Origin of the sequence: Salana multivorans (assembly GCF_003751805.1) — a bacterium.
Lineage (GTDB): Bacteria > Actinomycetota > Actinomycetes > Actinomycetales > Beutenbergiaceae > Salana > Salana multivorans.
The window spans coordinates 844,448-865,539 of the sequence record NZ_RKHQ01000002.1; the positions used below are offsets into that span (position 1 = coordinate 844,448).

Below are 21,092 nucleotides of genomic sequence, written 5' to 3' on the forward strand. Positions count from 1 at the left end.
CGTCAGCAATGGCACAGATCATTCTCGGACCGCACCCCAAGCTGGACGGGAGTGTGAAGAAGGCCGCCTACACCTTCCTAGAGAAGATCCAGACCGACGACTCCGCCCCCGGGCTGCACATCGAACCGATCGCGGGGTCCCTCGACCCGCGTGTCCGGACCGGTCGCGTCGACCAGTTCTACCGCGCCGTGCTGGTCAAGCTGCAGGGGCAGGCAGACACAGCCACCTACGTGTACCTCGGTACCTACCCACACGACGAGGCGATCGCGAAAGCCAAGACCTCCAGCATCACGATCAACCCGCTCAACGGTGTGGCTGAGCTCGTCACCCTGACTCCTCCAGTCAGTCCCGCGGCCGCCACCCCGACCTACGATCCGTCGGTGCGAGCGCGCTCGGACGAGGCGCCAGCTGCCGCGCCGCGCAGACCCTCCACTGGTCCCGAATACCCGGTGCTCGGTTCGCGGGGCCTCGGACTCTCGGACCTGCGCGCTCTCGGCTTCGCCGAGGAGTTCGCGCGAGCCGCGATGGCCATCCGCACCCAGGACGATCTGCTCGATCTTGCCGCGAACGAGGCACCGGCCTCCTGGCAGGGCGAGGCTGTGCTGGACCTCGCCTTCGGGGCCAGCGTGGCAGAGGTCCGTCTTCGCTACGGCTTCACCTCGGAGGCCGAGCAGGAGGACGGTGACGAGGCGACGCCCGACATCGAGCTCGCCGGCGACCCCGCCGTGGACTCCGATGTTCTGCGAGCCCTGGAGCGGCCCGCCTCACGGATGGAGTTCCAGCTCATAGATCCGGGCGCAGCGGGGAACGAGGAGCTCCGTGCCGCCATCGAGGACGGCGACTTCGCCGCCTGGCGGACCTTCCTACATCCTCAGCAGCGCGCCTACGCCGAGCGCAGCCGCAACGGCGCCTTTCGCCTTACCGGAGGTGCGGGTACAGGCAAGACCGTGGTGCTGCTCCACCGTGCTCGGCACCTCGCGAACCAAGACCCGAGAGCCCGCCTGGTGCTCACCACGTTCAACCGCACGCTCGCGAACGGTCTGCGCACTCAGCTCGAGAGTCTGGACGCCACACTGACCCCGGCGGCGCTCGGCGAAGCCGGCGTGTGCGTGGCGGGTGTAGATCAGCTCGTCCATCGGGTGTTGAGCTCGGCGGGTGAACAGGCACTCGGTGCTGGGTCGAGTCAGCAAGGTGCCGTCCAGCGGGTGCTCGGCGACCGCACTCCGCGAATCCTCGACTCCACTTCACCCAGCGCATGGGTCGAGGCGATCGCCCTGGTACCCGAGCTCCCGGCACACCTCGCCCGGTCCGCCTTCTTCGAAGCCGAGTACGGACTCGTCATCCTCCCCGCCCGGATCACCAAGGTCGAGGAGTACCTCGCGGCTCGGCGCCCCGGCCGCGGCGTAGCACTGACTCGCTCGATGCGGCGCCTGGTATGGCAGGTGGTGAGCCACTACCGGGCGAGCGCTGCGGCTGCGGGAACCACCGACTGGGACGAGAAGGCACTCATCGCGGCCACCTTTCTCGACGGCGAGGTGGCCAACGGTCGTCAGCGTCCCGCAGATCACGTGCTCGTCGACGAGGCGCAGGACCTCACCCCATCACGGTTGCTGTTCCTCCGTGCTCTCGTCAGTCCCGGACGCAACGACCTCTTCCTTGCCGAGGACGCTCACCAGCGGATCTATGGTCGCCCTGTCGTTCTGTCCCGTCTGGGCATCGCGATCCGTGGGCGATCGAGACGGCTCTGGCTCAACTACCGGACCACCCTCCAGAACCTCCGCTACGCCCTCGGTGTGCTCGAGGCAGAGGATGTCGCGTTCGAGGACACCGAGGGCGAGGTGGTTGACACCTCCGGGTACCGCTCATCCCGCCGGGGTCCAAGTCCGAGACGGCTCGGTCTCAGGTCACTCGCCGAGGAGTACGACACCGTCTCAGATCTCGCGAGGGAGTGGATCGAGGCCGGGGTTGAACCCGCTGACATCGGCATCCTCTGCGTCTCCACCTACGCCGGGACGAAGCTCGTCGGTGCGCTTCAGGAACGTGGAGTCGCCGCAAAGCTCGTCGATCGTGACGCAGTCCCATCGACTGGTCTCGTCACGGTCATGACGATGCACCGGGCGAAAGGCATGGAGTTTCCTCGCGCGGTGCTGTTCGGCGCCAACGCTGCGGCGACGATCGGTGCCAAGGACCACAGCACGCTCACGGAGGACGAGCGAGCTGAGAACGATCTACTAGTCCGCTCGGTCCTGTACGTCGCTGCCACACGTGCTCGCGACGAGCTCGTTGTGATCTGGCATGGGGAGCCTCATCCGGCTCTACCCGCTGTCGCCGGATAGACGCCGCCTCGCCGAGTGCCGATGTTCAGCGGTCGGGCCGGGCCTGTGGGGTCGCGCGCGCGAGGTCGGCGGCGACACCCGTCGCCCAGGCCTCGACGCCCTCCCACTCGGTGTACTCGCCGTCCTTGGCCCGCACGGCCGCCAGGAGCGACTTCTCGCGCATGGACAGCCCGTCCCGCGTGATCCGGCCGCCGAAGACGACGCGCTCGCCGGCGTTCTCCACCGTGCGCGCCGCCGTCCAGCGCGGGTCGCCCGGGTCCGGGGTCAGCTCGAGCACCCCGACCGCGAAGGCGTAGACCCGCACGCCGCGGTCGAGCAGCAGCTCCTGGGCCTGGGTCGCGCGGGAGAGCCAGGTCTTCGTGTAGACCGAGCCGCCGACGACGACCGCGTCGTAGCCCGTGGCGTCGACGACGTCGCCGACGACGTCCCTCTCGTCGATGGACCGGCGCGTCACGTCGTGGCCCGCGGCACGCAGAACGTCAGCGACCGCGTCCCCGACGCGGGAGGTCCACCCATGCCGCGACGCCGTCGTCACGAGGATCTTCATGTGGCAACTTTCCCCGGACGACGCCGTGGAAAGGTAGGCCCGAGGTCCCGGGTGCCCCGGACGACGATGTGCTTGAACCGTCAACCAGCACGAAAACGCCCGGCCGCCGCGGCCGGCCGCGAGGACGGGGAGCGCCGCGTCTCAGTCCGCGAGCGGGTCGTCGCTCTCCCAGGCCAGTCCCCAGGGCAGGACGCCGAGCGTCCGGTCGCGCGGGCCGGGCGCACCGTGGGCCGCGAGCGTCTCCGGGGTGTCGTGCGTGACGCGCAGGTACCGCCCCGACCACGCATCGAGCTCGCCGCCCGCGATCGCCCGGACGAGGTCGACGACGCGCTCCACGGGCGTGAACTCCGTCCGTCCGGCGTGCATCCGCATGCCCGTCGACATGTCGGTCGCCACGACCCCCGGCGCGACCGCGAAGGCCCGCAGTCCCAGGGCGTGCCCCGCGAGGTGGACTCCCCCGACCGTCCGGATGAGCGCCGCCTTCGAGGCCGTGTAGGCGCTGGCGACGGCCAGGTCCTTGGCCCCGGCGCCGGACGCGAGCTCGACGCTCCGGCCGCCGCCGCGCTCGACCATCGAGGCCAGCACGACGCGGGAGACGTGGAACGAGCCGACCAGGTTGGTCTCGACCACGCGGCGCCACTGCGCGGGGTCGGCCTCCCACAGGGGCACCTCGTCGTCGATCACCCCGGCGTTGTCGACCAGCAGGTCGATCGGTCCGAGCTCGGCGACCAGCCGACCGACCGCCGACGTCACGGCCGCGAGCTCCGTGACGTCGGCGACGGCGCGTGCGGCACGTCCGCCGGCCGCCTCGATCTCCTCGACGACGAGGTCGAGCGCCTCGCCGTCTCGCGCCAGCAGGCCGACGGCCAGCCCGTCGGCGGCGAGGCCGAGCGCGAGCGCCCGGCCGATGCCGCGCGAGGCCCCGGTGACGAGCGCGACGCGCGCCGGGGCGGGATCACCGGTCGACGCGCCGACCACGCCGGTCACCTCGCTCACGCCCGCAGCTCTCCGCCCAGCCGCTCCGCCACGAGCGCGACGGCCGCCTCGCGCACCGCGGCCGTCTCGGCGGCCGTCAGCGTGTGGTCACCGGCGCGCAGCCGCAGCGCGAAGGCGAGCGAGCGCCGGCCCTCGCCGACCTGCTCCCCCTCGTAGACGTCGAACAGCTCGACGCTCTCGGCGAGGTCACCGGCCGCCTCGAGGATCGTCCGGCGCACCGTCTCGGCCGGCACGCGGGCGTCCACGGCGAACGCGAGGTCCTCCTTCGCGAGCGGGAAGGTCGAGAGCTTGCCGACCGGACCGGCCGCGAGGCCGTTCCCGGCCGCGGTGACGAGCGCGCCGAGGTCGAGCTCGAGCGCGGCGGGGCGCGCCCCGAGCCCGAACGCCCTCGCGACCGACGGCGCCAGCTCGCCGGCGTGCCCGAGGACGAAGCCGTCGGGCGTCGTCAGCTCGGCGCAGCGCCCCGGGTGGAACGGCGCGCGCGGGGAGCTGACGGGGCGCGCGTGGACCTCGACGACTGTGCCGAGCGAGGACGCGAGCCGCACGGCGAGCGCGATCGCGGTCTCGGCACTCTCGGCGCCGGACCCCGCCCGACCGGCCGAGGCGAGCACCGCGGCGGCGTGCTCCTCCTGCTCCGGGACCGACTTCAGCAGCGCGGCCACGACGTCCTCGCCCGGGTAGCTGCCCCCCGCGGGGAGCAGCCCGGGGCCGCCGGGGCGCGTGCGGGTCACCATGCCGACCTCGTAGACCGCGACCTCGCCGGCACCGCGCGCGAGGTTGCGGGCCGCGATGGGCAGCAGCGTCGCGAGCAGGCTCGTGCGCAGCTCGGGGGCGTCGTCCGCCATGGGGTTCGCGAGACGCTCGGCGGACCGCCGCTCGTCCCCGACCGGCTCGCCGAGGTCGTCGTGCACCTGCGGCGAGACGAACGGGAAGCTGAGCACCTGGACGAGACCCGCCTCGGCGAGCGTCCGCTGGGCACCCCGGCGCAGCCGCTGCTCGCGCGTGAGACCGTGCCCGACCGCCGCGTGCGGCAGCACCGACGGCACGGCGTCGTAGCCGCGCAGACGCACGACCTCCTCGATCAGGTCCTCCGGCGCCGTGAGGTCGGGCCGCCAGGTCGGCGGCGTCACGAGCAGCTCGTGGGTGACCGAGGAGTCCTCGCCCGAGCTGAGGATCGCCTGGACGTCGGCCCCGATCTCGACGAGTGTGTCGTGCACCTCGTCCTCGGTGTAGTCGACGCCGACGAGCGCGGAGACCGCCGCCGGGTCGAGCACGATCGGCGCGGCGGCCGTCGTCACCCCGACGTCGCCCACCCGGGCGTCGTCCGCGGTGCCGCCGCCGTAGGTGACGAGGAGGCCGACGACCCGCTGCGCCGCGATCGCCTGCAGCCGCGTGTCGACGCCGCGCTCGAACCGCCGCGAGGCCTCGCTCGGCAGCTTGTGCCGACGGGCGGAGCGCGCGATCGTCACGGGGTCGAAGTGGGCCGCCTCGACGAGCACGTCCGTCGTGGCGTCCGAGACCTCGGTGCTCGCCCCGCCCATGACACCGCCGATGCCGATGGGGCGTGCGCCCCGCACCCCGTCGGGCGAGTCGGTGATGAGGAGGTCCTCGGCGTCGAGCGCGCGGTCGGCGTCGTCGAGCGTCACGAGCCGCTCGCCGGCGCGCGCGCGGCGCACCACGATCGGCTCGTGCACCCGCGCGAGGTCGTAGGCGTGCAGCGGCTGCCCGAGGTCGAGCATGACGTAGTTCGTCGCGTCGACCGCGAGGGAGATCGGGCGCATGCCGGCCTTGCGCAGCCGCTCCTGCAGCCACTGCGGGCTCGGGGCGGCCGGGTCGACGCCGCGGACGACGCGCGTGACGAACCGGTCGCAGCCGACGACGCCGTGGATGGGCGCGTCGTCGTCGATCTCGACGACGAACGCCTCGGTCGTCGGCTCGGGTGTCGCCGGCGCGCTGCCGGCCGGGGCCGGTAGGCCGGGGTCGGTGAACCGTGCCCCCGTCGCGTGGGCGTACTCGCGGGCCACCCCGCGCACGCTGAAGCAGTAGCCGCGGTCCGGCGTCACGTTGATCTCGAGGACCTCGTCGGCCAGGCCGAGGAGCGCGAGGGCGTCCGTCCCGGGGGCGAGGTGGGCCGAGTCGGCCGAGTCGTCGGCGAGCTCGGCCGCCGTCGCGAGGACGATGATCCCGTCACCGGCGTAGCGCGGGTCGTCGGCGAGACCGAGCTCCTCGGCCGAGCAGATCATGCCGTTCGAGACGTGGCCGTAGGTCTTGCGCGACGCGATGACGAAGTCGCCCGGCAGGACGGCCCCGGGCAGCGCGACGACGACCGCGTCCCCCACCTCGAAGTTGTGGGCACCGCAGATGACGCCGCGCGGGACGACCTCGCCGTCCTCCGTCCGCTCGCCGGTGTCGAGCTGGCACCAGTTGATGACCTTGCCGTTCTTCTGCGGCTCGGGCGTGCGCTCGAGGACGCGTCCGACCACGAGCGGGCCGGTGACGCCGCTGGAGTGGATCGCCTCCTCCTCCAGCCCGACCCGGACGAGGTCGGCCGCGAGGCGCTCGGCTGTCAGGTCCTTCGGCAGCTCGACGTGCTCGCCGAGCCAGGGCATGACGACGTACGGCATCAGGCCTCTCCTCCCTCTCCGGCGACGGCGAACGCGCGGGACAGCCGCACGTCGCCCTCGATCAGGTCACGCATGTCCTCGATGCCGTAGCGCAGCATGACGGCGCGCTCGATGCCCATGCCGAACGCGAACCCCTGGTACTCCGCGGGGTCGACGCCGACGCTGCGCAGCACGTTCGGGTTGACCATCCCGCAGCCGCCCCACTCGATCCAGCCAGCGCCGCCCTTCTTCTGGGGGAACCACAGGTCCATCTCGGCGCTCGGCTCGGTGAACGGGAAGTAGCTGGGCCGCAGGCGCGTGCGAGCCTCGGGACCGAACATCGCCCTCGCGAAGTGGTCGAGCGTCCCCTTGAGGTTGGCCATCGTGAGCCCGCGGTCGATCGCGAGACCCTCCACCTGGTGGAACACCGGGGAGTGGGTCGCGTCGAGCTCGTCGGTCCGGAAGACCCGGCCGGGCGAGACGATGTAGAGGGGCAGGTCGCGCGCGAGCACGGCCCGCGCCTGCACCGGCGAGGTGTGCGTGCGCAGGACGAGGTGCGCGTCCTCGCTCGTCCCGTCGGCACCGACGGGGTTCGCCAGGAAGAACGTGTCCTGCATCTGCCGCGCCGGGTGGTCCGGGGTGAAGTTGAGCGCGTCGAAGTTGAACCACTCGTGCTCCACCTCGGGGCCCTCGGCGATCTCCCAGCCCATCGCGACGAAGATGTCGGCGATCTCCTCGGAGATGCGCGCGATGGGGTGGCGGGCGCCGGCGAGCCCGGTCGTCGCGGCACCGACGCCACCGCGGGCGACCGGGAGCGTGACGTCGATCGTCTCGGTGAGCAGGATCTGCTGCGCGCGCTCCTCCTCCAGGACCGCCTCGCGGTCCTTGATCGCGGCGCCGAGGCGGCCGCGGGCACCGCCGACGAGCTTGCCGGCCGCGGCCTTCTCGGGTCCGGGCAGGTCCTTGATCGCGCGGTTGGCGAGCGCGAGGGGGCTTCGCTCCCCCGTGTGGGCGATCCGCGCCTCCTTGAGCGCCTCGAGGTCGGCCGCCGCGGCGACGGCGGCGAGGGCCAGGGCGAGCGCGCGCTCGACGCCCTCGGTGTCGGTCGGTGAGATGGCCGCGTGATCCTCGGCCCGGTCGGAGCCGGTCGAGGTGTCGGTGGCGTGCGGCAGCGAGTGGTCGCTGGTCATGCGTCGTCCTTGGGTCGGTGGTCTGGGGCGCCCCGGCGTCGGCTCGTCGTGGAGACGCGGGCGCGGCGGTCACGGTGGACCCGGGTCATCCCTCGCGCGGCGGCGGATGAGAGCCCGGGCTACCGAAATCGGCGTGCGACACGTGGGCTGGACACGGGTCAATCCTGCCACGTCGGACCCCGCGACCGTTCCGCCTGTGGACGACGGGCTATGGACTAGAGGCTCGCCCGGGCGGCTCAGCGGCCGGCGTGCGCGCGCGAGGACGCGTACAGCACGACCGTGGCCGCCATCGCGACGTTGAGGCTCTCGGCGTGGCCGCGCAGCGGGATCGACACGACGGCGTCGGCCATCCCCCGCGCGTCGTCCGAGATGCCGTGCGCCTCGTTCCCCATGACCCAGGCGGTCGGGCGGCTCAGCAGGTCGGTGGTCTCGACGTCCACGGCTCCGTCGCCGTCCGCGGCGAGGATCGTGAGGCCGGCGCCCCGCAGCGCATCGACCGTCTCGGCCAGACCGGGCCCGCGCACGACGGGCAGGTGGAACACCGATCCCGCGCTGGACCGGACGACCTTGGGGGACGTGACGTCGACGCTGCCGGCCGTGAGGACGACGCCGTCGGCCCCGGCGGCGTCGGCCGCGCGGATGATCGTCCCGGCGTTGCCAGGGTCGGCCAGGGCCTCGCACACCACGACGAGCCGGGGGCCGTCCGCCGGCTCAGCGTCGCGGCCTCCCCCGTCGGTGCCGGCCGCCAGGACGTCCGCCAGCGTCGCCTCCGCCCGATCGACGACGGCGAGGATCCCCTGCGCGTCGCCTGACATGCGCACGAGGACCTCGGGGTCGCACGGGTGGACGTAGAGGTCGGCGGCCAGCGCCTCGTCGATGATCTCCCGCCACCGGGTCAGCGCGTCGGAACCGACGTACAGGTCGCGGACGCGAGCCGCGGCGAACCGGACGGCCTCGCGGACGGCCTGCGGGCCCTCGACGAGCATGCGCCCCGACCTGTCGCGGGCCGCGCGCTGGGCGAGCTGGCCGACGGCGCGGACACGCTCGGCGCGCGGGTTGGTCAGGGGCGAGGTCATGGGCACGGGAGCAGTCTTCCATCCCGCCCCGGCGCCGCCGTCGACGTCGCCCGCACACGAACGCGGCCCGCCCCCGGGGTGGGGACGGGCCGCGTCGATGGCGCTGGTGCGCTGGAGCTCTCGGAGCTCAGGCCGCCGACCTCGGAGCGTTGACGTCCTCGGGGAGCGCCGCCTTGGCGAGCTCGACGAGGGCCGTGAACGCGGCCGCGTCGTTGACCGCGAGCTCGGCGAGCATGCGACGGTCGACCTCGATCTCCGCGGCCTTGAGGCCCTGGATGAACCGGTTGTAGGTGATGCCGTTGGCGCGGGCCGCAGCGTTGACACGCTGGATCCACAGCCGGCGGAAGTCACCCTTGCGGGCGCGACGGTCCCGGTAGGCGTAGCCGAGCGAGTGGGTGACCTGCTCCTTGGCCTTGCGGTACAGGCGCGACCGCTGACCGCGGTAGCCGGAGGCCTGCTCGAGAACGACCCGGCGCTTCTTCTGGGCGTTGACCGCCCGCTTCACGCGTGCCACGTGAGTCTCCTTCTTCTAGTCTCAGGCCCGCGTCAGCGGCCGAGAAGCTTCTTGGCCTTGCGGACGTCTGCAGCGTCGACGACGACATCGGAGGACAGCCGGCGCTTCCGAGTCGAGGTCTTGTGCTCGTTGAGGTGACGCACACCCGTCTGCTCGCGCATGATCTTGCCGCTCCCCGTCACGCGGAAGCGCTTCTTCGCACCGGAGTGCGTCTTGTTCTTCGGCATCTCGCCATTCCTGTCGTCCTGGCACCCGGAGGAGACCCTCCGGATGCACGTCGTGCTGGTCCTGCTGTGGTCCCGCCAGCACGGGCGGGACCGCGTCCTCGTGGCTGCGTCGAGGCGGACCTCGACGCGGCCGGTGCACCGTCGATGCCGACGGTGCGGGTGTCGTCGCGTGCCGTCAGGCGCGCGGACCGGGCTTCGGCGAACCCGTCGCGGAGCTCGAGCGCGGGGCGGCCGGAGCCGCCTTCGGCTTCGGCGCCGCCGGTCGGGGTGCGGCCGCGGGCTTGGGCGTCGCGGGCGTGCCCGTCCCGGCAGCCTCGGTCGCGTCGGACTCCTTCGGAGCCTTCGCCGCTGCGGGCTTGGCGGCGGCGGCTCGGGGCGCTGCGGCCCGCGGAGCCGCGGGAGCCTTAGCTGCCCTGGGGGCTGCCGGAGCCTTCGGAGCCGCGGACTCGGCCGGCGCCGTCTCCGCCGGAGCAGCCGCGACCGGGGCCGGCGCCTGGTTCTCCACCACCTCGACCGACTCGATCACCTCGCGGGTGGCCTCGGCCGCCTCGGGCGTCTCGTCGGCGCGCTGGTCCTGCCCGGCCTGGCGCTCGGCCCGGCCGTGCCGCGGAGCCTGCTCACGCTCGGCCTGGCGCTCGGCCCGGACCTTGCGCTGCTCCTGCATCGCCTCCACCTTGCGCTTGGTCGGCGCGATGACCATCGTCATGTTGCGGCCGTCGAGTCGCGGCGAGGACTCGACGGTCCCGAGCTCGGCGATCTCCTCGGCCAGCCGCTGCAGCAGCCGCATGCCCATCTCCGGGCGGGACTGCTCCCGGCCGCGGAACATGATCATGACCTTGACCTTGTCCCCCGCCTTGAGGAACCGCTCGACGTGGCCCTTCTTGGTGGCGTAGTCGTGCGGATCGATCTTGAGCCGGAACCGGATCTCCTTCAGCACGGTGTTGGCCTGGTTGCGTCGCGCGTCGCGCGCCTTCTGGGCCGCCTCGTACTTGAACTTGCCGAAGTCCATGAGCTTGCAGACCGGGGGTCGCGCGTCCGGGGCGACCTCGACGAGGTCGAGGTCGGCCTCCTCGGCCAGGCGAAGCGCGTCCTCGACGCGAACGATGCCGACCTGCTCACCGTTCGGGCCGACCAGACGTACCTCCGGCACGCGGATCCGATCGTTGATGCGGGGCTCGCTGATGCTGTGCTCCTAGGGGTCTCGTGATCGATCGACCCCGCACACGGGAAAGGCCCCCGGGTGCGAGCGCACGCGGAGGCCTTCAGGTCGTGTTCCCACCGCGGTGGGAACACGTGGACGACCGGTGGCGACGAGGCCGCCGGGCCGTCCGACCTGGGACCTGCTCCCGGGACGGGAACGAGGTGGGAGGATCTCCGCTTGCGCACCGACGCGGCTGGGCTCTCACGTGGCGTGCACGTCGAGCACCCGGCCGATGATCGGCTGGTCAACGTGAAAGACTACCAGACGTGACCGACCCCACCGAGCTGCCCGACTCCCCCACCATCGACATCGCGGAGGCCACCGCCGTCGAGATCATCGGGTCCGCCGCGATCCACCTCATGAGCGCCGCCGCCGTCAAGTGCGGGCTCGCGCCCGACGAGGACGGCGTGCGAGGCGAGGACCTCAAGGATCTCGCCGAGGCCCGCAAGATCATCACGGCGCTCGCCGGGCTGGTCACGGCCGGCGCTCCCGAGATCGGCGACCGGCACGCCCGCCCGATCCGGGACGGGCTGCGCTCGCTCCAGCTCGCGTTCCGCGAGGCCTCCCCCTTCCCCGACGCCCCCGGCGACGGCCCGGGCGAGAAGTGGACCGGCCCCGTCAGCTGACGCCTGCCGCGTCCTCGTCCCGCCGGCCGGCTCGGCTGCGGATCGGCAGCCAGTCGAGGACGTCCTGGATCCGCGCGTCCCAGTAGGGCCAGTCGTGCTCGCCCGCGCTCCACAGGTGCGTGACGTCGAGCCCGCGCGCCCTGGCGGCATCGACGAACGGCTGCTGCATCCCCCACAGGTCGTCCTCCGTCCCGCACGCGACGAACAGCCGGGGCGTGTCCGCCGGCGTCGCCCGCGCCAGGAGCGCGTGGAGGTCGGCGTCCGTCCCCGCGATCTCCCGGCCGCCGAACGCGTTCTCGTACAGGTCGGGGCGCTGACGCGGCATCTCCGGGTCGGCCATGTCGAGCGCCCCGGACAGGCTCGCGGCCGCCGCGAACAGCTCCGGCCGCAGGAGCGCCAGCCGCATCGCCCCGTAGCCGCCCATCGAGAGACCGGCGACGAAGGTGTCCTCGCGGCGGTCGGAGACCCGGAACAGGCTCCGGACGATCCGGGGCAGCTCCTCGCTCACGTACGTCCAGTACCGCTCGCCGTGCGCCATGTCCTGGTAGAAGCTCCGCTCGACGCGCGGCATGACGACCGCGATCCCCCGGTCCTGCGCGTACCGCTCGATCGACGAGCGGCGCACCCACGCCGTGTCGTCGTCCGACAGCCCGTGCAGCAGGTAGAGGACGGGCGGGGGCTCGACCGACTCCGTCTGGGGCAGCACGACCGCGAGGGACGTGCTCATGAGAAGGGCGTCGGACGTGACATGGGTGAGCGCGAGGGCCATGCCAGGAGTCTCGCGCATCGCGTCCGCTCGGTCGGCTCGCGGGCGGCGGCTCACGGACGCGCGGCGGTTCTCCGCGTGTGTGTCGGACGCAGCGGCTAGCCTCGGCCGCGTAGCCGCACCGCCGCCCGTCACCGTCGTCCCGGAGGTCCCGATGTCCCTCGCAGCCCTCGCCCGCCCGCTCATCGCGCTCACCGAGGCCGCGTCGAAGGCGCTCAGCGTGAGCCGCGTCTACGGCGAGCCGATCACGGCCGGCGAGACCACGATCATCCCCGTCGCGACGGTCATCGGCGCCCACGGCTTCGGCGGCGGGGAGGGCGAGCCCGACCGCGCCGCGACCCCGGACGGCGACCCGGCCGAGGGCGTCCCTGCGGACGGCGACGACATCGCCGGGGGCAGCGGCGTCGGGGGCGGCTTCGGTGTCCTCGGCTGGCCAGCGGGCGCCTACGTCGTCGAGAACGGCCGGACGACCTGGAAGCCGGCGGTGGACGCGAACCTCGTCATCCTCGGGGCGGCGGCGCTTGCCTCCTGCGTCGTCGCGGCGATCGCCTCCGTGGCCGTGGCCCGCTCGGTCACGGGCGGGGCGACCCGGATGGCCGACACGGCGGCGAGCACGATGACCACGCTCGGCGGCCAGGCCGCCGGAGCGTTCGGGCGGGCCGTCGAGGCCACCTCCACCACCGTCGACGCGGCGATCGGCGCGGCGGCCGACACGGCGAGCACGGTGGCGACGGCGACGAGCTCGGCCTTCGCCTCGGCGGCAGGGACGACCGCCGGCGCGTTCGGGGCGTTCGCGCGCCGGGCAACCGACGCGGCCGTCGACGGGGCGCGGATCGCCTCCGCCACGGCGCTCGAGCTCGGTGGTCTCGGGGCCAGGGCCGTCGGCGAGACGGTCGGGGCGACCGAGCGCACGATCCTCGGCACGCTCGGCGCCAGGTAGCACCGGACGGCCCGCCCGCCCGCGTCCACCGGAGACCGGCCGGAGCGGGTCCGCCCGGATCAGGCGGTGGTGAGCGCCAGCTCCAGGGAGTCGACCCGCTCCGCGACGACGACGCTCTCCCCCAGCGCGGACGCGACCGCGCCGGCCACGTGCTGCACCTGCTCGCGGGTGAGCCCCGGGACGACGCCCAGCACGACCTTGACCTCGGCCCGCGCGCCGGGCTCGACCGCGGCGTGCCGGACGCCCGGCACCGCCAGCACGGTGGAGCGGACGGCCTCGACCACACCGGCGTCCTCGACGGCCGGCACCCACTCCTCGCCGCGCGCGAGCGCCCAGACCGCCGGTCGGGGCACCAGGACGGGGGACGGCGAGCCGGCGTCGATCACGAGCACGCCGCCCGCCTCGTCGACGGCCGCCATCGCGGCCCGGACGGCCGTGTGCGGCGTGGGGCGGGCGTCCCGGCGCCACCGGCCCAGCGCGGCCACCGAGCTGAACACGGGCAGCGCCTCGCGACCGTCGGGCGTGCGGACCGTCACCATCGACGCGGAGGCCCGGCGCTCGCCGTCGTGGCAGCTCGCGGCCTCCTCCTGCGCGCCGGGAGCCGCTGCCTCCAGCGCCGTCGCGTCCCCGTCGGCCGAGCCGCCGGTGTCGTCCAGCACGACGAGACCGGCGGACCGGCGCCGCTCGCGATGACCGGTGAGCCGCTCGCGCACGTCGGCGTCGTGGTCGCTCTCCTCGTGCGCGACGACCGGCACGAGCACCCGCGCCGAGGCGAGGGCCGCGACGACGGCGCGCAGCCGCTCGGCGCCGGTCAGGGCCAAGGCGGCGGCGAGCTCGGCCGGGCAGGACCCGTCGTCGCCGGCGAACGGCGAGACCGGCGGCAGCTCCTTGCCGCGCTCCTGACCCGTCCGGGGCAGGAAGTCAGCGAGCGGCATCGTCGGCCCCCACGGGTCCCTCGGCGACCTCGATCGCCTCCTCGATCGTGAACGCCCCGGCGTACAGCGCCGTCCCGACGATCGCGCCCTCGACGCCGATCGGGACGAGCGTGCGGATCTGGCGCAGGTCCTCCAGCGTCGAGACGCCGCCGGAGGCGACGACCGGGGAGTCCGTGCGCTCGCAGACGTAGCGCAGGAGGTCGAGGTTCGGTCCGCGCAGCGTGCCGTCCTTCGTCACGTCGGTGACGACGTAGCGCGCGCACCCGGCGGCCTCGAGCTGGCCCAGCACGTCGTCCAGCTCCCCGCCCTCGCGGGTCCAGCCGCGCGCGGCGAGCCGCGTGCCGCGGACGTCGAGCCCGATGGCGATGCGGTCGCCGAACTCGCCGATGACGCGGGCGGTCCACTCCGGGTCCTCGAGCGCGGCCGTCCCGATGTTGACCCGGCGCACGCCCGTCCCGAGCGCCCGGCGCAGCGAGGCGTCGTCCCGGATGCCGCCCGAGAGCTCCACCTGGATGCGGTCGGAGAGCCGCTCGACGATCGTGGCGAGGAGCTCGTGGTTCGACCCGCGGCCGAAGGCGGCGTCGAGGTCGACGAGGTGCAGCCACGGCGCGCCGGCGTCGACCCAGCGCAGGGCGGCCTCGTACGGGTCGCCGTAGTCCCCCCCGCTGCCGGCGACGCCCTGGACGAGCTGGACGGCTCGCCCCTCGGTGACGTCGACGGCCGGGAGCAGCTCGAGAACCGGCGCTGGCGTGGTCATGCGGTGGACATCCTTCGTCGTCGTGGTCGTGGTGGTACTGCGTGGTCGGGGCGCGGTCGCGCTCCGGTCAGGGGAGGAGCCCCTCGACCCAGTTGCGCAGGAGGCGGGCCCCCGCGTCACCGGACTTCTCGGGGTGGAACTGCGTCGCGGCGAGCGGTCCGTTCTCGACCGCGGCGACGAACCGGCTGGAGCGTCCGGGAACGCCGTGCTCGGCCCAGGTGACCAGCGGGAGCCGCAGCGGCGACTCGCCCTGCGCGGCGAACGCGGCCGCGGGGTCGGTCTGCACGCCGTAGGAGTGCACGAAGTAGAACCGCTCGTCCTCGATCCCCCGGAACAGGCGCGAGTCCGGCGCGGCCTCGACGGTCGACCAGCCCATGTGCGGCACGATCGGCGCGTCGAGCAGCTCGACCACGCCCGGCCACTGCGCGAGGCCGTCGCTCTGCTCGCCGTGCTCGACCCCGGACACGAACATCACCTGCATGCCGACGCAGATCCCGAGGACCGGGCGGCCGCCGGCAAGCCGGCGCTCGATCATCCGCGGGCCGCCGACCGCGGCCAGCTGCTCCATGACGGCGGCGAACGCGCCGACCCCCGGCACGACGAGGCCGTCGGCCCGCGCGACGAGCTCGGGGTCCGCCGTCAGGGTGACGTCGGCGCCGGCGCGCTCCAGCGCGCGCACGGCCGAGTGCGTGTTGCCCGAGCCGTAGTCGAGAACGACGACGCCGGGGCGGGCGCGGCTCACGCCTCCTCCTCGCCGCGACGGCGCCGACCGAAGAACGAGCGGCCGGGGCGCGGGGAGCCGGACGAGCCGAGGTCGGTCGAGCTGATGTAGCCGGCGACCTCGGGCGCCTGGACCACCCCGATGAGGAGGCGCTCGGCCACCGCGTCGGCGCCGGCCAGCACGAGCCCCGGCGGGGGCTCCTGGACGATCTGGCCGCCGCGGTAGGCGCGGGCGCGGACCTGGCCGGTGATCTCGCCGTCGACGTCGTTGACGCGGGCCGCGAGCAGCACCGTCTCGGCGCGCGTCGCGACCGAGAGCGCGGCGCCCAGCGCCTCGGCCTCGACCGGGATGCCGCTGAGGGCCTCGGCCGGGCCGACGTCCGCCGCGTCCTGCTCGACGTAGCGCACGGCGATCGCTCCGCGGGTCGAGGGGACGACGGCGGCGTCGATCCCCGCGAGCGCCATGAGGCCGGCGAGCACCTTCGCCTGCTTGACGCGGGTGAGGACGACGGCGGTCGTCCGCACGACCGGCTCGGCGTCAGCGGCCGGGTCGGCCGGGTCGCCGTCCGCGGCGGCGGCCGCGCTCCCGGGTGCCGGGTCGACCGGGTCGGCGGTTGCGCTCCCGGGTGCCGGGTCGGGCGTACCGGTCGGTCGGGCGGCGTCGCCCCCGTCACCGTCGGTCTCGTCGGCGAACAGCGCGGAGAGGTCGTCCGGCACGACGATGTCGTCCGGCCACCCCGGGAGCTCCGGCAGGTCGCCGGAGCCCGTGGGGTCGTCGGGGGGTGATGCTGTCATGCGGGTCCTTGCCGGGTCGTCAGTCGCTGTCAGCGAGGGCGAGCAGCTCGCGGGCCACCGAGGCGATGCCGTCGTGGTCCCACTGCGCGGCGCGCTCCTGCGCGGCCAGCAGACCGGAGGTGTGCACGTCCTCGAAGTCGCCGTACGGGAAAGAGTAGGCGGCCTTCGTCTCCGGGTCCGCCCCGGGGTCGATCCCGAGGTGCCACCGGCCATAGGCAGCGTAGCCGTGCCGCTCGATGAAGGCATCAGCCGTCGCGGCGTCCGGGTTCACCGCGCGCCAGTCGTCACGGTCGCGGACGACGCGGCCCGCCTCGATGAGCCCGCGGGCGTGCTCGACGCCCGCCTCGTTCACTGTGATGTCGCTCATCCCGTCACCGTACGCCCGTCAGAGACGCCCCGCGGGGGCCGTGGCACGCGTCCCGCGCGCCGCCGGTCGCTACAGGGCGCCCTTGGTCGAGGGCACGCCGACGACGCGCTCGTCGGGCGCGACGGCGGCGCGCAGCGCGCGGGCGAGCGCCTTGAACTGGGCCTCGACGATGTGGTGGGGGTCGCGGCCGGCCAGCACCCGCACGTGGAGGCAGATGCCGGCGTGCAGGGCGAGCGACTCCAGGACGTGCCGCGTGAGCGAGCCCGTGAAGTGACCGCCGATGAGGTGGTACTCCTGCCCCTCCGGCTCGCCGGAGTGGACGCAGTAGGGCCGGCCCGAGATGTCGACGACGGCCTGGGCGAGCGCCTCGTCGAGCGGCACGAGCGCGTCGCCGAAGCGCGCGATGCCCTGCTTGTCACCGAGCGCGAGCCGCAGCGCGTCGCCGAGCACGATCGCGGTGTCCTCGACGGTGTGGTGGACGTCGATGTGCGTGTCGCCGCTCGCGCGCACGCGCAGGTCGAACCGCGCGTGCGTCCCGAGCGCCGTGAGCATGTGGTCCCAGAACCCGACCGTCGTCTCGATGTCGCACTGACCGGTGCCGTCGAGATCGAGCTCGACGAGCACGGTCGACTCGCGCGTCACCCGCTCCACCCGCGCGACGCGGTGCGCGCGACCGTCGACGACGGCCTCCCGCGCGACTCCGGCCTCGATGGCCTCGACGGCCCGTCCGTCCTGCTCGCTCATGCGCCCAGCACCTCCACCAGGGCCGCCTTGAAGGCGGCCGTCTCCTCGGGCGTCCCGACGGACACCCGTAGCCAGCCGTCCGGACCGCTCTGCCGGATGAGCACTCCCAGCTCCAGCAGCCGCGTCCACACGGCGTCCCTGTCCGCGAACCTACCGAACAGGACGAAGTTCGCGTCGCTCGGCACGGCGTCGAGGCCCTGCTCGGCGAACCAGTCGACGAGCGCGTCACGCTCCGCGCGGAGCCCCGCGACCTGGCCCATGAGCTCGTCGGTGTGCGCCAGCGCGGCCAGCGCGACGGCCTGCGTCACCGCGCTCAGGTGATAGGGCAGGCGCACGATCCGGAGGGCGTCGACGAGGGCCGGGGCCGCCGCGAGGTAGCCGAGCCGGGCGCCGGCCATCCCGAAGGCCTTCGACATCGTGCGCGTGACCGCCAGGTGCGGGTTGTCGGCCAGGAGCGTGAGCGCGCTCGGCGTGCCCTCCCGCCGGAACTCGGCGTACGCCTCGTCGATGACGACGACGGTGGACGTCGCCGGGAGGTCCGCGGCGTCGGTGGCACCGGCCGTCCCGTCGAGCGGGCCGGAGGTGCGCGCGACGTCGAGGATCCGCCGGACGGTCTCCAGCGGGAGCGCCGTTCCGGTCGGGTTGTTCGGGCTCGGCAGGAGGACGACGGAGGGGCGCACCCGCGCGATCAGCTCGCAGGCGTGGTCGGCGTCGAGCGTGAAGTCCTCCGCGCGCCGGCCGGCGACCCACGCCGTGCTCGTGTCGCGCGCGTACTCGGGGTACATCGAGTAGGTCGGCGCGAAGCTGAGCGCGGTGCGGCCGGGGCCGCCGAAGGCCTGGAGCAGGTGGAGCATCACCTCGTTGGAGCCGTTGGCCGCCCAGAGGTGGTCGGCGTCGAGGCCGGTGACGCCCGCCTCGCGCTCGAGGTAGACCGCGAGCGCCGAGCGCAGCGCCCGGAACTCGCGGTCGGGGTAGCGGTTGAGCCCCCGGGCCGCCTCGGTGACGGCGGCCGCGACCGAGGCGACGACGGCGTCGCTCGGCGGGTAGGGGTTCTCGTTGACGTTGAGCTGCACCGGGACGTCGAGCTGCGGGGCGCCGTAGGGCTCCTCGCCCACGATCTCGGGACGCAGCGGCAGGCTCGCGGCGGGGACGGTCTCGGGCTGCGTGCTCACGGTCGGACAGTCTAGGCGGGGACGATCCCCGGGCCGCGCGCTGTCCGCAGGGCGTCACGACGGCGCCCGACGGGGCGTCGTCCACGGCCCGGGCGACATCGGCGCCGTCGTGTCGGAGGTGCCCCGTACGGTCGTGTCATGACGAGAACGACGACGAACGCTGCGGCCCCCGGCCCGACCGACTCCACCGGCGGCGCGCGTCCCGACGCGGGCGTGGGAGACGACGGACTGCGCGAGCGGGCCGAGGCCGCGCTCCGGGCGCTGGTCGGACGCGACGACGCCCGCCTGCGGGAGGACCAGTGGCGCGCGATCGAGGCACTCGTGGCCGGGCACCGGCGTGCGCTCGTCGTCCAGCGCACCGGATGGGGCAAGTCGGCCGTCTACTTCGTGGCGACCGCCCTGCTGCGCCGGGCGGGGGCCGGTCCCACCGTCATCGTCTCCCCGCTGCTCGCGCTCATGCGGGACCAGGTCGCCGCCGCGTCGCGCGCCGGCATCCGCGCCGTCACGATCAACTCCGCCAACGTGACCGAGTGGGACGGGATCCACGACGCGATCGCCGCCGGCGAGGTCGACGTCCTGCTGTGCTCGCCCGAGCGGCTGAACAACCCGGCCTTCCGGACCGAGGTCCTCCCCCGGCTCGCCGCGGACGCCGGGCTGGTCGTGGTGGACGAGGCGCACTGCGTCTCCGACTGGGGGCACGACTTCCGTCCCGACTACCGGCGCATCCGCACGCTGCTCGCCCAGCTCCCGCAGGGGACGCCCGTGCTCGCGACGACGGCCACCGCCAACGAGCGCGTCAGCCACGACGTGGCGGAGCAGCTCGCGAGCGGGCTGGGCCCGGGCGCGACGGGCGAGGGGCCGGGTGGCCCAGGTGGCCCAGGTGGCCCGGTCGGCGGCACGGACGAGAACACGGCGGGCAGTCGGCGGGAGGCGGAGGTGCTGGTGCTGCGCGGCTCGCTCGACCGCGAGTCGCTGCGCCTGGGCGTCCTCCCGCGGGCCGACTCCGCCGTGCGCGTGGCGTGGCTGCGCTCCTACCTGGCGGCGACGCCCGGGTCGGGCATCGTGTACTGCCTCACGGTCGCGGCGGCCGAGGAGGTGGCGAGCCAGCTCCGGGCCGCCGGGCTCGAGGTCGCCGCCTACACCGGCCGGACGGACCCGGCCGAGCGGGAGCAGCTCGAGGCCGACCTGCTGCACAACCGGGTCAAGGCGCTCGTGGCGACGTCGGCGCTCGGGATGGGCTTCGACAAGGGCGACCTCGCGTTCGTCGTGCACCTCGGGGCGCCCTCCTCCCCCATCGCGTACTACCAGCAGATCGGCCGCGCCGGCCGCGCGGTCGAGCGGGCCGACGTCATCCTCGCCCCGGGTCCCGAGGACCGGGCGATCTGGGAGTACTTCGGCTCCCTCGCCTTCCCGCCGGAGGACACCGTGCGCGGTGTGCTCGCCGCACTGGATGCCGCGCCGGACCAGGTGGCCTCGACGGCCCGGCTGGAGACGGAGACCGATCTGCGTCGCACGCGCCTGGAGATGGTGCTCTCGGTGCTCGACGTCGACGACGCGGTGGAGAAGGTTCGCGGAGGCTGGCGCGCGACCGGTCGGCCGTGGGTCTACGACGCCGACCGGTACGCGCGGGTGGCCGCGGCCCGCGTGGCCGAGCAGCGGGCGATGCTGGCCTACGAGGCGCTCGGCTCGCGGGGCGGCGGTGACCGGAGCTCACCGGAGACCGCCGGAGGCCACGGCACGATCGAGGGGACGGGCACGAGCGGGAACGTGGCACCGGGCGGTGCCGCGCACTCGGGCGCGGACGCGTGCCGGCTAGCGTTCCTGCGCGCGCAGCTCGACGACCCCGATCTGACGCCCGGCTGGCGGTGCGGGCGCTGCGACCTGTGCGCCGGTCCCTGGTTCCCGGCGCCGCCGACGGGCGAGGAGGTCGAGGAGACGCGGGTCGCGATGGCCAGGGCCGGGGTCGAGCTGACGCCGCGGCGGCAGTGGCCGACCGGGATGTCGACGCTGGGGCTGGACCTCGCGGGCCGGATCGACGCGGACGAACGGGCCGAGACGGGGTGCGCGGTGGCCCGGCTCGACGGCCTCGGGCTCTCGGGGGCCGTGCGGGACGCCGTGGGACCAGCGGCCGGCGACGGTGACGTCCCGGCCGGGCTCCGGCCGGCGGTACGGGCGGTCGTCGAGGGGCTCGTCGCGCAGGGGGTCCGGATCGACGGCGTGGTGTCGGTCGCCTCGACGACGCGACCGCGGCTGGTCGAGCACCTGGCCAGGGGCGCCGCCGGGATCCTCGGGGTGCCCGTCGTCGGGCAGGTGGTCCCGCGGGAGGAGCTGCCGCCCGGCCGGCACGACGTGAACTCGGCGCAGCGACTCGCCTCGGTGGCGCGCCGGTTGGAGCTGGGTCTTGCGGACGCCGCGCTGCACGGGCTGCCGGGGCGGACCGTCCTGCTCGTCGACGACTACACGGACTCGGGGTGGACGCTCGCCGTCGCCGCCCGGCTGCTGCGCCGTGCCGGGGCCGCCGGCGTCGTCCCGTTCGTCCTCGGGGTGCGGTGACGCTCGAGCGCGGCGCCGTCGGCAGCG

General features: G+C 74.3%; 20 protein-coding genes. 4 read left to right on the forward strand and 16 right to left on the reverse strand.

The genetic code is table 11. The features are described 5' to 3' along the window. The first annotated feature begins 8 nt into the window (after nucleotides 1-8). Nucleotides 9-2,336: a UvrD-helicase domain-containing protein gene (locus EDD28_RS15950; RefSeq protein ID WP_123740699.1), complete on the forward strand. Its 2,328-nt coding sequence runs from the start codon at nucleotides 9-11 to the stop codon at nucleotides 2,334-2,336. A gap of 25 nt (nucleotides 2,337-2,361) precedes the next feature. Here EDD28_RS15950 and EDD28_RS15955 read toward each other — a convergent pair whose 3' ends face one another. From EDD28_RS15955 to infC, 8 genes are all read right to left on the reverse strand, one after another. Beyond that, nucleotides 2,362-2,883: a flavodoxin domain-containing protein gene (locus EDD28_RS15955; protein ID WP_123740700.1), complete on the reverse strand. Its 522-nt coding sequence runs from the start codon at nucleotides 2,881-2,883 to the stop codon at nucleotides 2,362-2,364. Nucleotides 2,884-3,024: 141 nt separating this feature from the next. Then, complete coding sequence (locus tag EDD28_RS15960; protein ID WP_245968124.1) at nucleotides 3,025-3,879, reverse strand: SDR family NAD(P)-dependent oxidoreductase; 855 nt, start codon at nucleotides 3,877-3,879, stop codon at nucleotides 3,025-3,027. Continuing rightward, nucleotides 3,876-6,503, reverse strand: a complete 2,628-nt coding sequence (pheT, locus tag EDD28_RS15965; RefSeq protein ID WP_123740701.1) for a phenylalanine--tRNA ligase subunit beta — start codon at nucleotides 6,501-6,503, stop codon at nucleotides 3,876-3,878. The genes EDD28_RS15960 and pheT overlap by 4 nt, the downstream gene beginning before the upstream one ends. After that, nucleotides 6,503-7,672: a phenylalanine--tRNA ligase subunit alpha gene (pheS, locus tag EDD28_RS15970; RefSeq protein ID WP_123740702.1), complete on the reverse strand. Its 1,170-nt coding sequence runs from the start codon at nucleotides 7,670-7,672 to the stop codon at nucleotides 6,503-6,505. Before pheS ends, pheT begins: the two co-directional genes overlap by 1 nt. Nucleotides 7,673-7,908: 236 nt before the next feature. Continuing rightward, nucleotides 7,909-8,748 (reverse strand): TrmH family RNA methyltransferase, encoded by an 840-nt coding sequence (locus tag EDD28_RS15975; protein ID WP_123740703.1) that lies wholly within the window; start codon nucleotides 8,746-8,748, stop codon nucleotides 7,909-7,911. A 127-nt stretch (nucleotides 8,749-8,875) separates the two neighbouring features. Further along, entirely contained in the window at nucleotides 8,876-9,262 is a 387-nt protein-coding gene (gene rplT, locus EDD28_RS15980) for a 50S ribosomal protein L20 (RefSeq protein ID WP_123740704.1), read from the reverse strand. 32 nt (nucleotides 9,263-9,294) lie between these two features. Beyond that, a complete protein-coding gene (gene rpmI, locus EDD28_RS15985) occupies nucleotides 9,295-9,489 on the reverse strand; it encodes a 50S ribosomal protein L35 (RefSeq protein WP_123740705.1) in 195 nt (64 codons plus the stop codon). A gap of 175 nt (nucleotides 9,490-9,664) precedes the next feature. After that, entirely contained in the window at nucleotides 9,665-10,639 is a 975-nt protein-coding gene (gene infC / locus EDD28_RS15990; protein WP_245968125.1) for a translation initiation factor IF-3, read from the reverse strand. Nucleotides 10,640-10,956: 317 nt separating this feature from the next. Here infC and EDD28_RS15995 point away from each other — a divergent pair, with 317 nt between their 5' ends. Then, nucleotides 10,957-11,316, forward strand: coding sequence for a DUF1844 domain-containing protein (locus tag EDD28_RS15995; protein ID WP_123740707.1), 360 nt, complete (start codon nucleotides 10,957-10,959; stop codon nucleotides 11,314-11,316). Here the strand turns inward: EDD28_RS15995 and EDD28_RS16000 are convergent. After that, the gene (locus EDD28_RS16000; protein ID WP_123740708.1) at nucleotides 11,309-12,085 is read right to left on the reverse strand and encodes an alpha/beta hydrolase; all 777 of its coding nucleotides are present in this window, start codon (nucleotides 12,083-12,085) and stop codon (nucleotides 11,309-11,311) included. The two genes, EDD28_RS15995 and EDD28_RS16000, sit on opposite strands and share 8 nt — an antisense overlap. 151 nt (nucleotides 12,086-12,236) lie before the next feature. Between EDD28_RS16000 and EDD28_RS16005 the strand changes: the two genes are divergently transcribed. Next, entirely contained in the window at nucleotides 12,237-13,022 is a 786-nt protein-coding gene (locus tag EDD28_RS16005; RefSeq protein ID WP_123740709.1) for a hypothetical protein, read from the forward strand. Nucleotides 13,023-13,081: 59 nt separating this feature from the next. Here the strand turns inward: EDD28_RS16005 and EDD28_RS16010 are convergent, their stop codons facing one another. From EDD28_RS16010 to EDD28_RS16040, 7 genes are all read right to left on the reverse strand, one after another. After that, nucleotides 13,082-13,957, reverse strand: coding sequence for an SseB family protein (locus EDD28_RS16010; RefSeq protein WP_123740710.1), 876 nt, complete (start codon nucleotides 13,955-13,957; stop codon nucleotides 13,082-13,084). Further along, nucleotides 13,944-14,714 carry a bifunctional 1-(5-phosphoribosyl)-5-((5-phosphoribosylamino)methylideneamino)imidazole-4-carboxamide isomerase/phosphoribosylanthranilate isomerase PriA gene (gene priA / locus EDD28_RS16015; RefSeq protein WP_123740711.1) on the reverse strand — a complete coding sequence of 257 codons (771 nt, stop codon included), beginning with the start codon at nucleotides 14,712-14,714 and terminating at the stop codon, nucleotides 13,944-13,946. The genes EDD28_RS16010 and priA overlap by 14 nt, the downstream gene beginning before the upstream one ends. A 67-nt stretch (nucleotides 14,715-14,781) precedes the next feature. Then, the gene (gene hisH, locus EDD28_RS16020) at nucleotides 14,782-15,456 is read right to left on the reverse strand and encodes an imidazole glycerol phosphate synthase subunit HisH (RefSeq protein WP_123740712.1); all 675 of its coding nucleotides are present in this window, start codon (nucleotides 15,454-15,456) and stop codon (nucleotides 14,782-14,784) included. Further along, nucleotides 15,453-16,229 (reverse strand): hypothetical protein, encoded by a 777-nt coding sequence (locus EDD28_RS16025; RefSeq protein WP_123740713.1) that lies wholly within the window; start codon nucleotides 16,227-16,229, stop codon nucleotides 15,453-15,455. The genes hisH and EDD28_RS16025 overlap by 4 nt, the downstream gene beginning before the upstream one ends. 19 nt (nucleotides 16,230-16,248) lie before the next feature. Further along, nucleotides 16,249-16,596 carry a hypothetical protein gene (locus tag EDD28_RS16030; protein WP_123740714.1) on the reverse strand — a complete coding sequence of 116 codons (348 nt, stop codon included), beginning with the start codon at nucleotides 16,594-16,596 and terminating at the stop codon, nucleotides 16,249-16,251. Nucleotides 16,597-16,665: 69 nt separating this feature from the next. Beyond that, the gene (gene hisB / locus EDD28_RS16035) at nucleotides 16,666-17,340 is read right to left on the reverse strand and encodes an imidazoleglycerol-phosphate dehydratase HisB (RefSeq protein WP_123740715.1); all 675 of its coding nucleotides are present in this window, start codon (nucleotides 17,338-17,340) and stop codon (nucleotides 16,666-16,668) included. After that, entirely contained in the window at nucleotides 17,337-18,512 is a 1,176-nt protein-coding gene (locus tag EDD28_RS16040; protein WP_123740716.1) for a histidinol-phosphate transaminase, read from the reverse strand. The genes hisB and EDD28_RS16040 overlap by 4 nt, the downstream gene beginning before the upstream one ends. Nucleotides 18,513-18,650: 138 nt before the next feature. Between EDD28_RS16040 and EDD28_RS16045 the strand changes: the two genes are divergently transcribed. Next, the gene (locus EDD28_RS16045) at nucleotides 18,651-21,065 is read left to right on the forward strand and encodes a RecQ family ATP-dependent DNA helicase (protein ID WP_123740717.1); all 2,415 of its coding nucleotides are present in this window, start codon (nucleotides 18,651-18,653) and stop codon (nucleotides 21,063-21,065) included. Nucleotides 21,066-21,092: the final 27 nt, after the last annotated feature.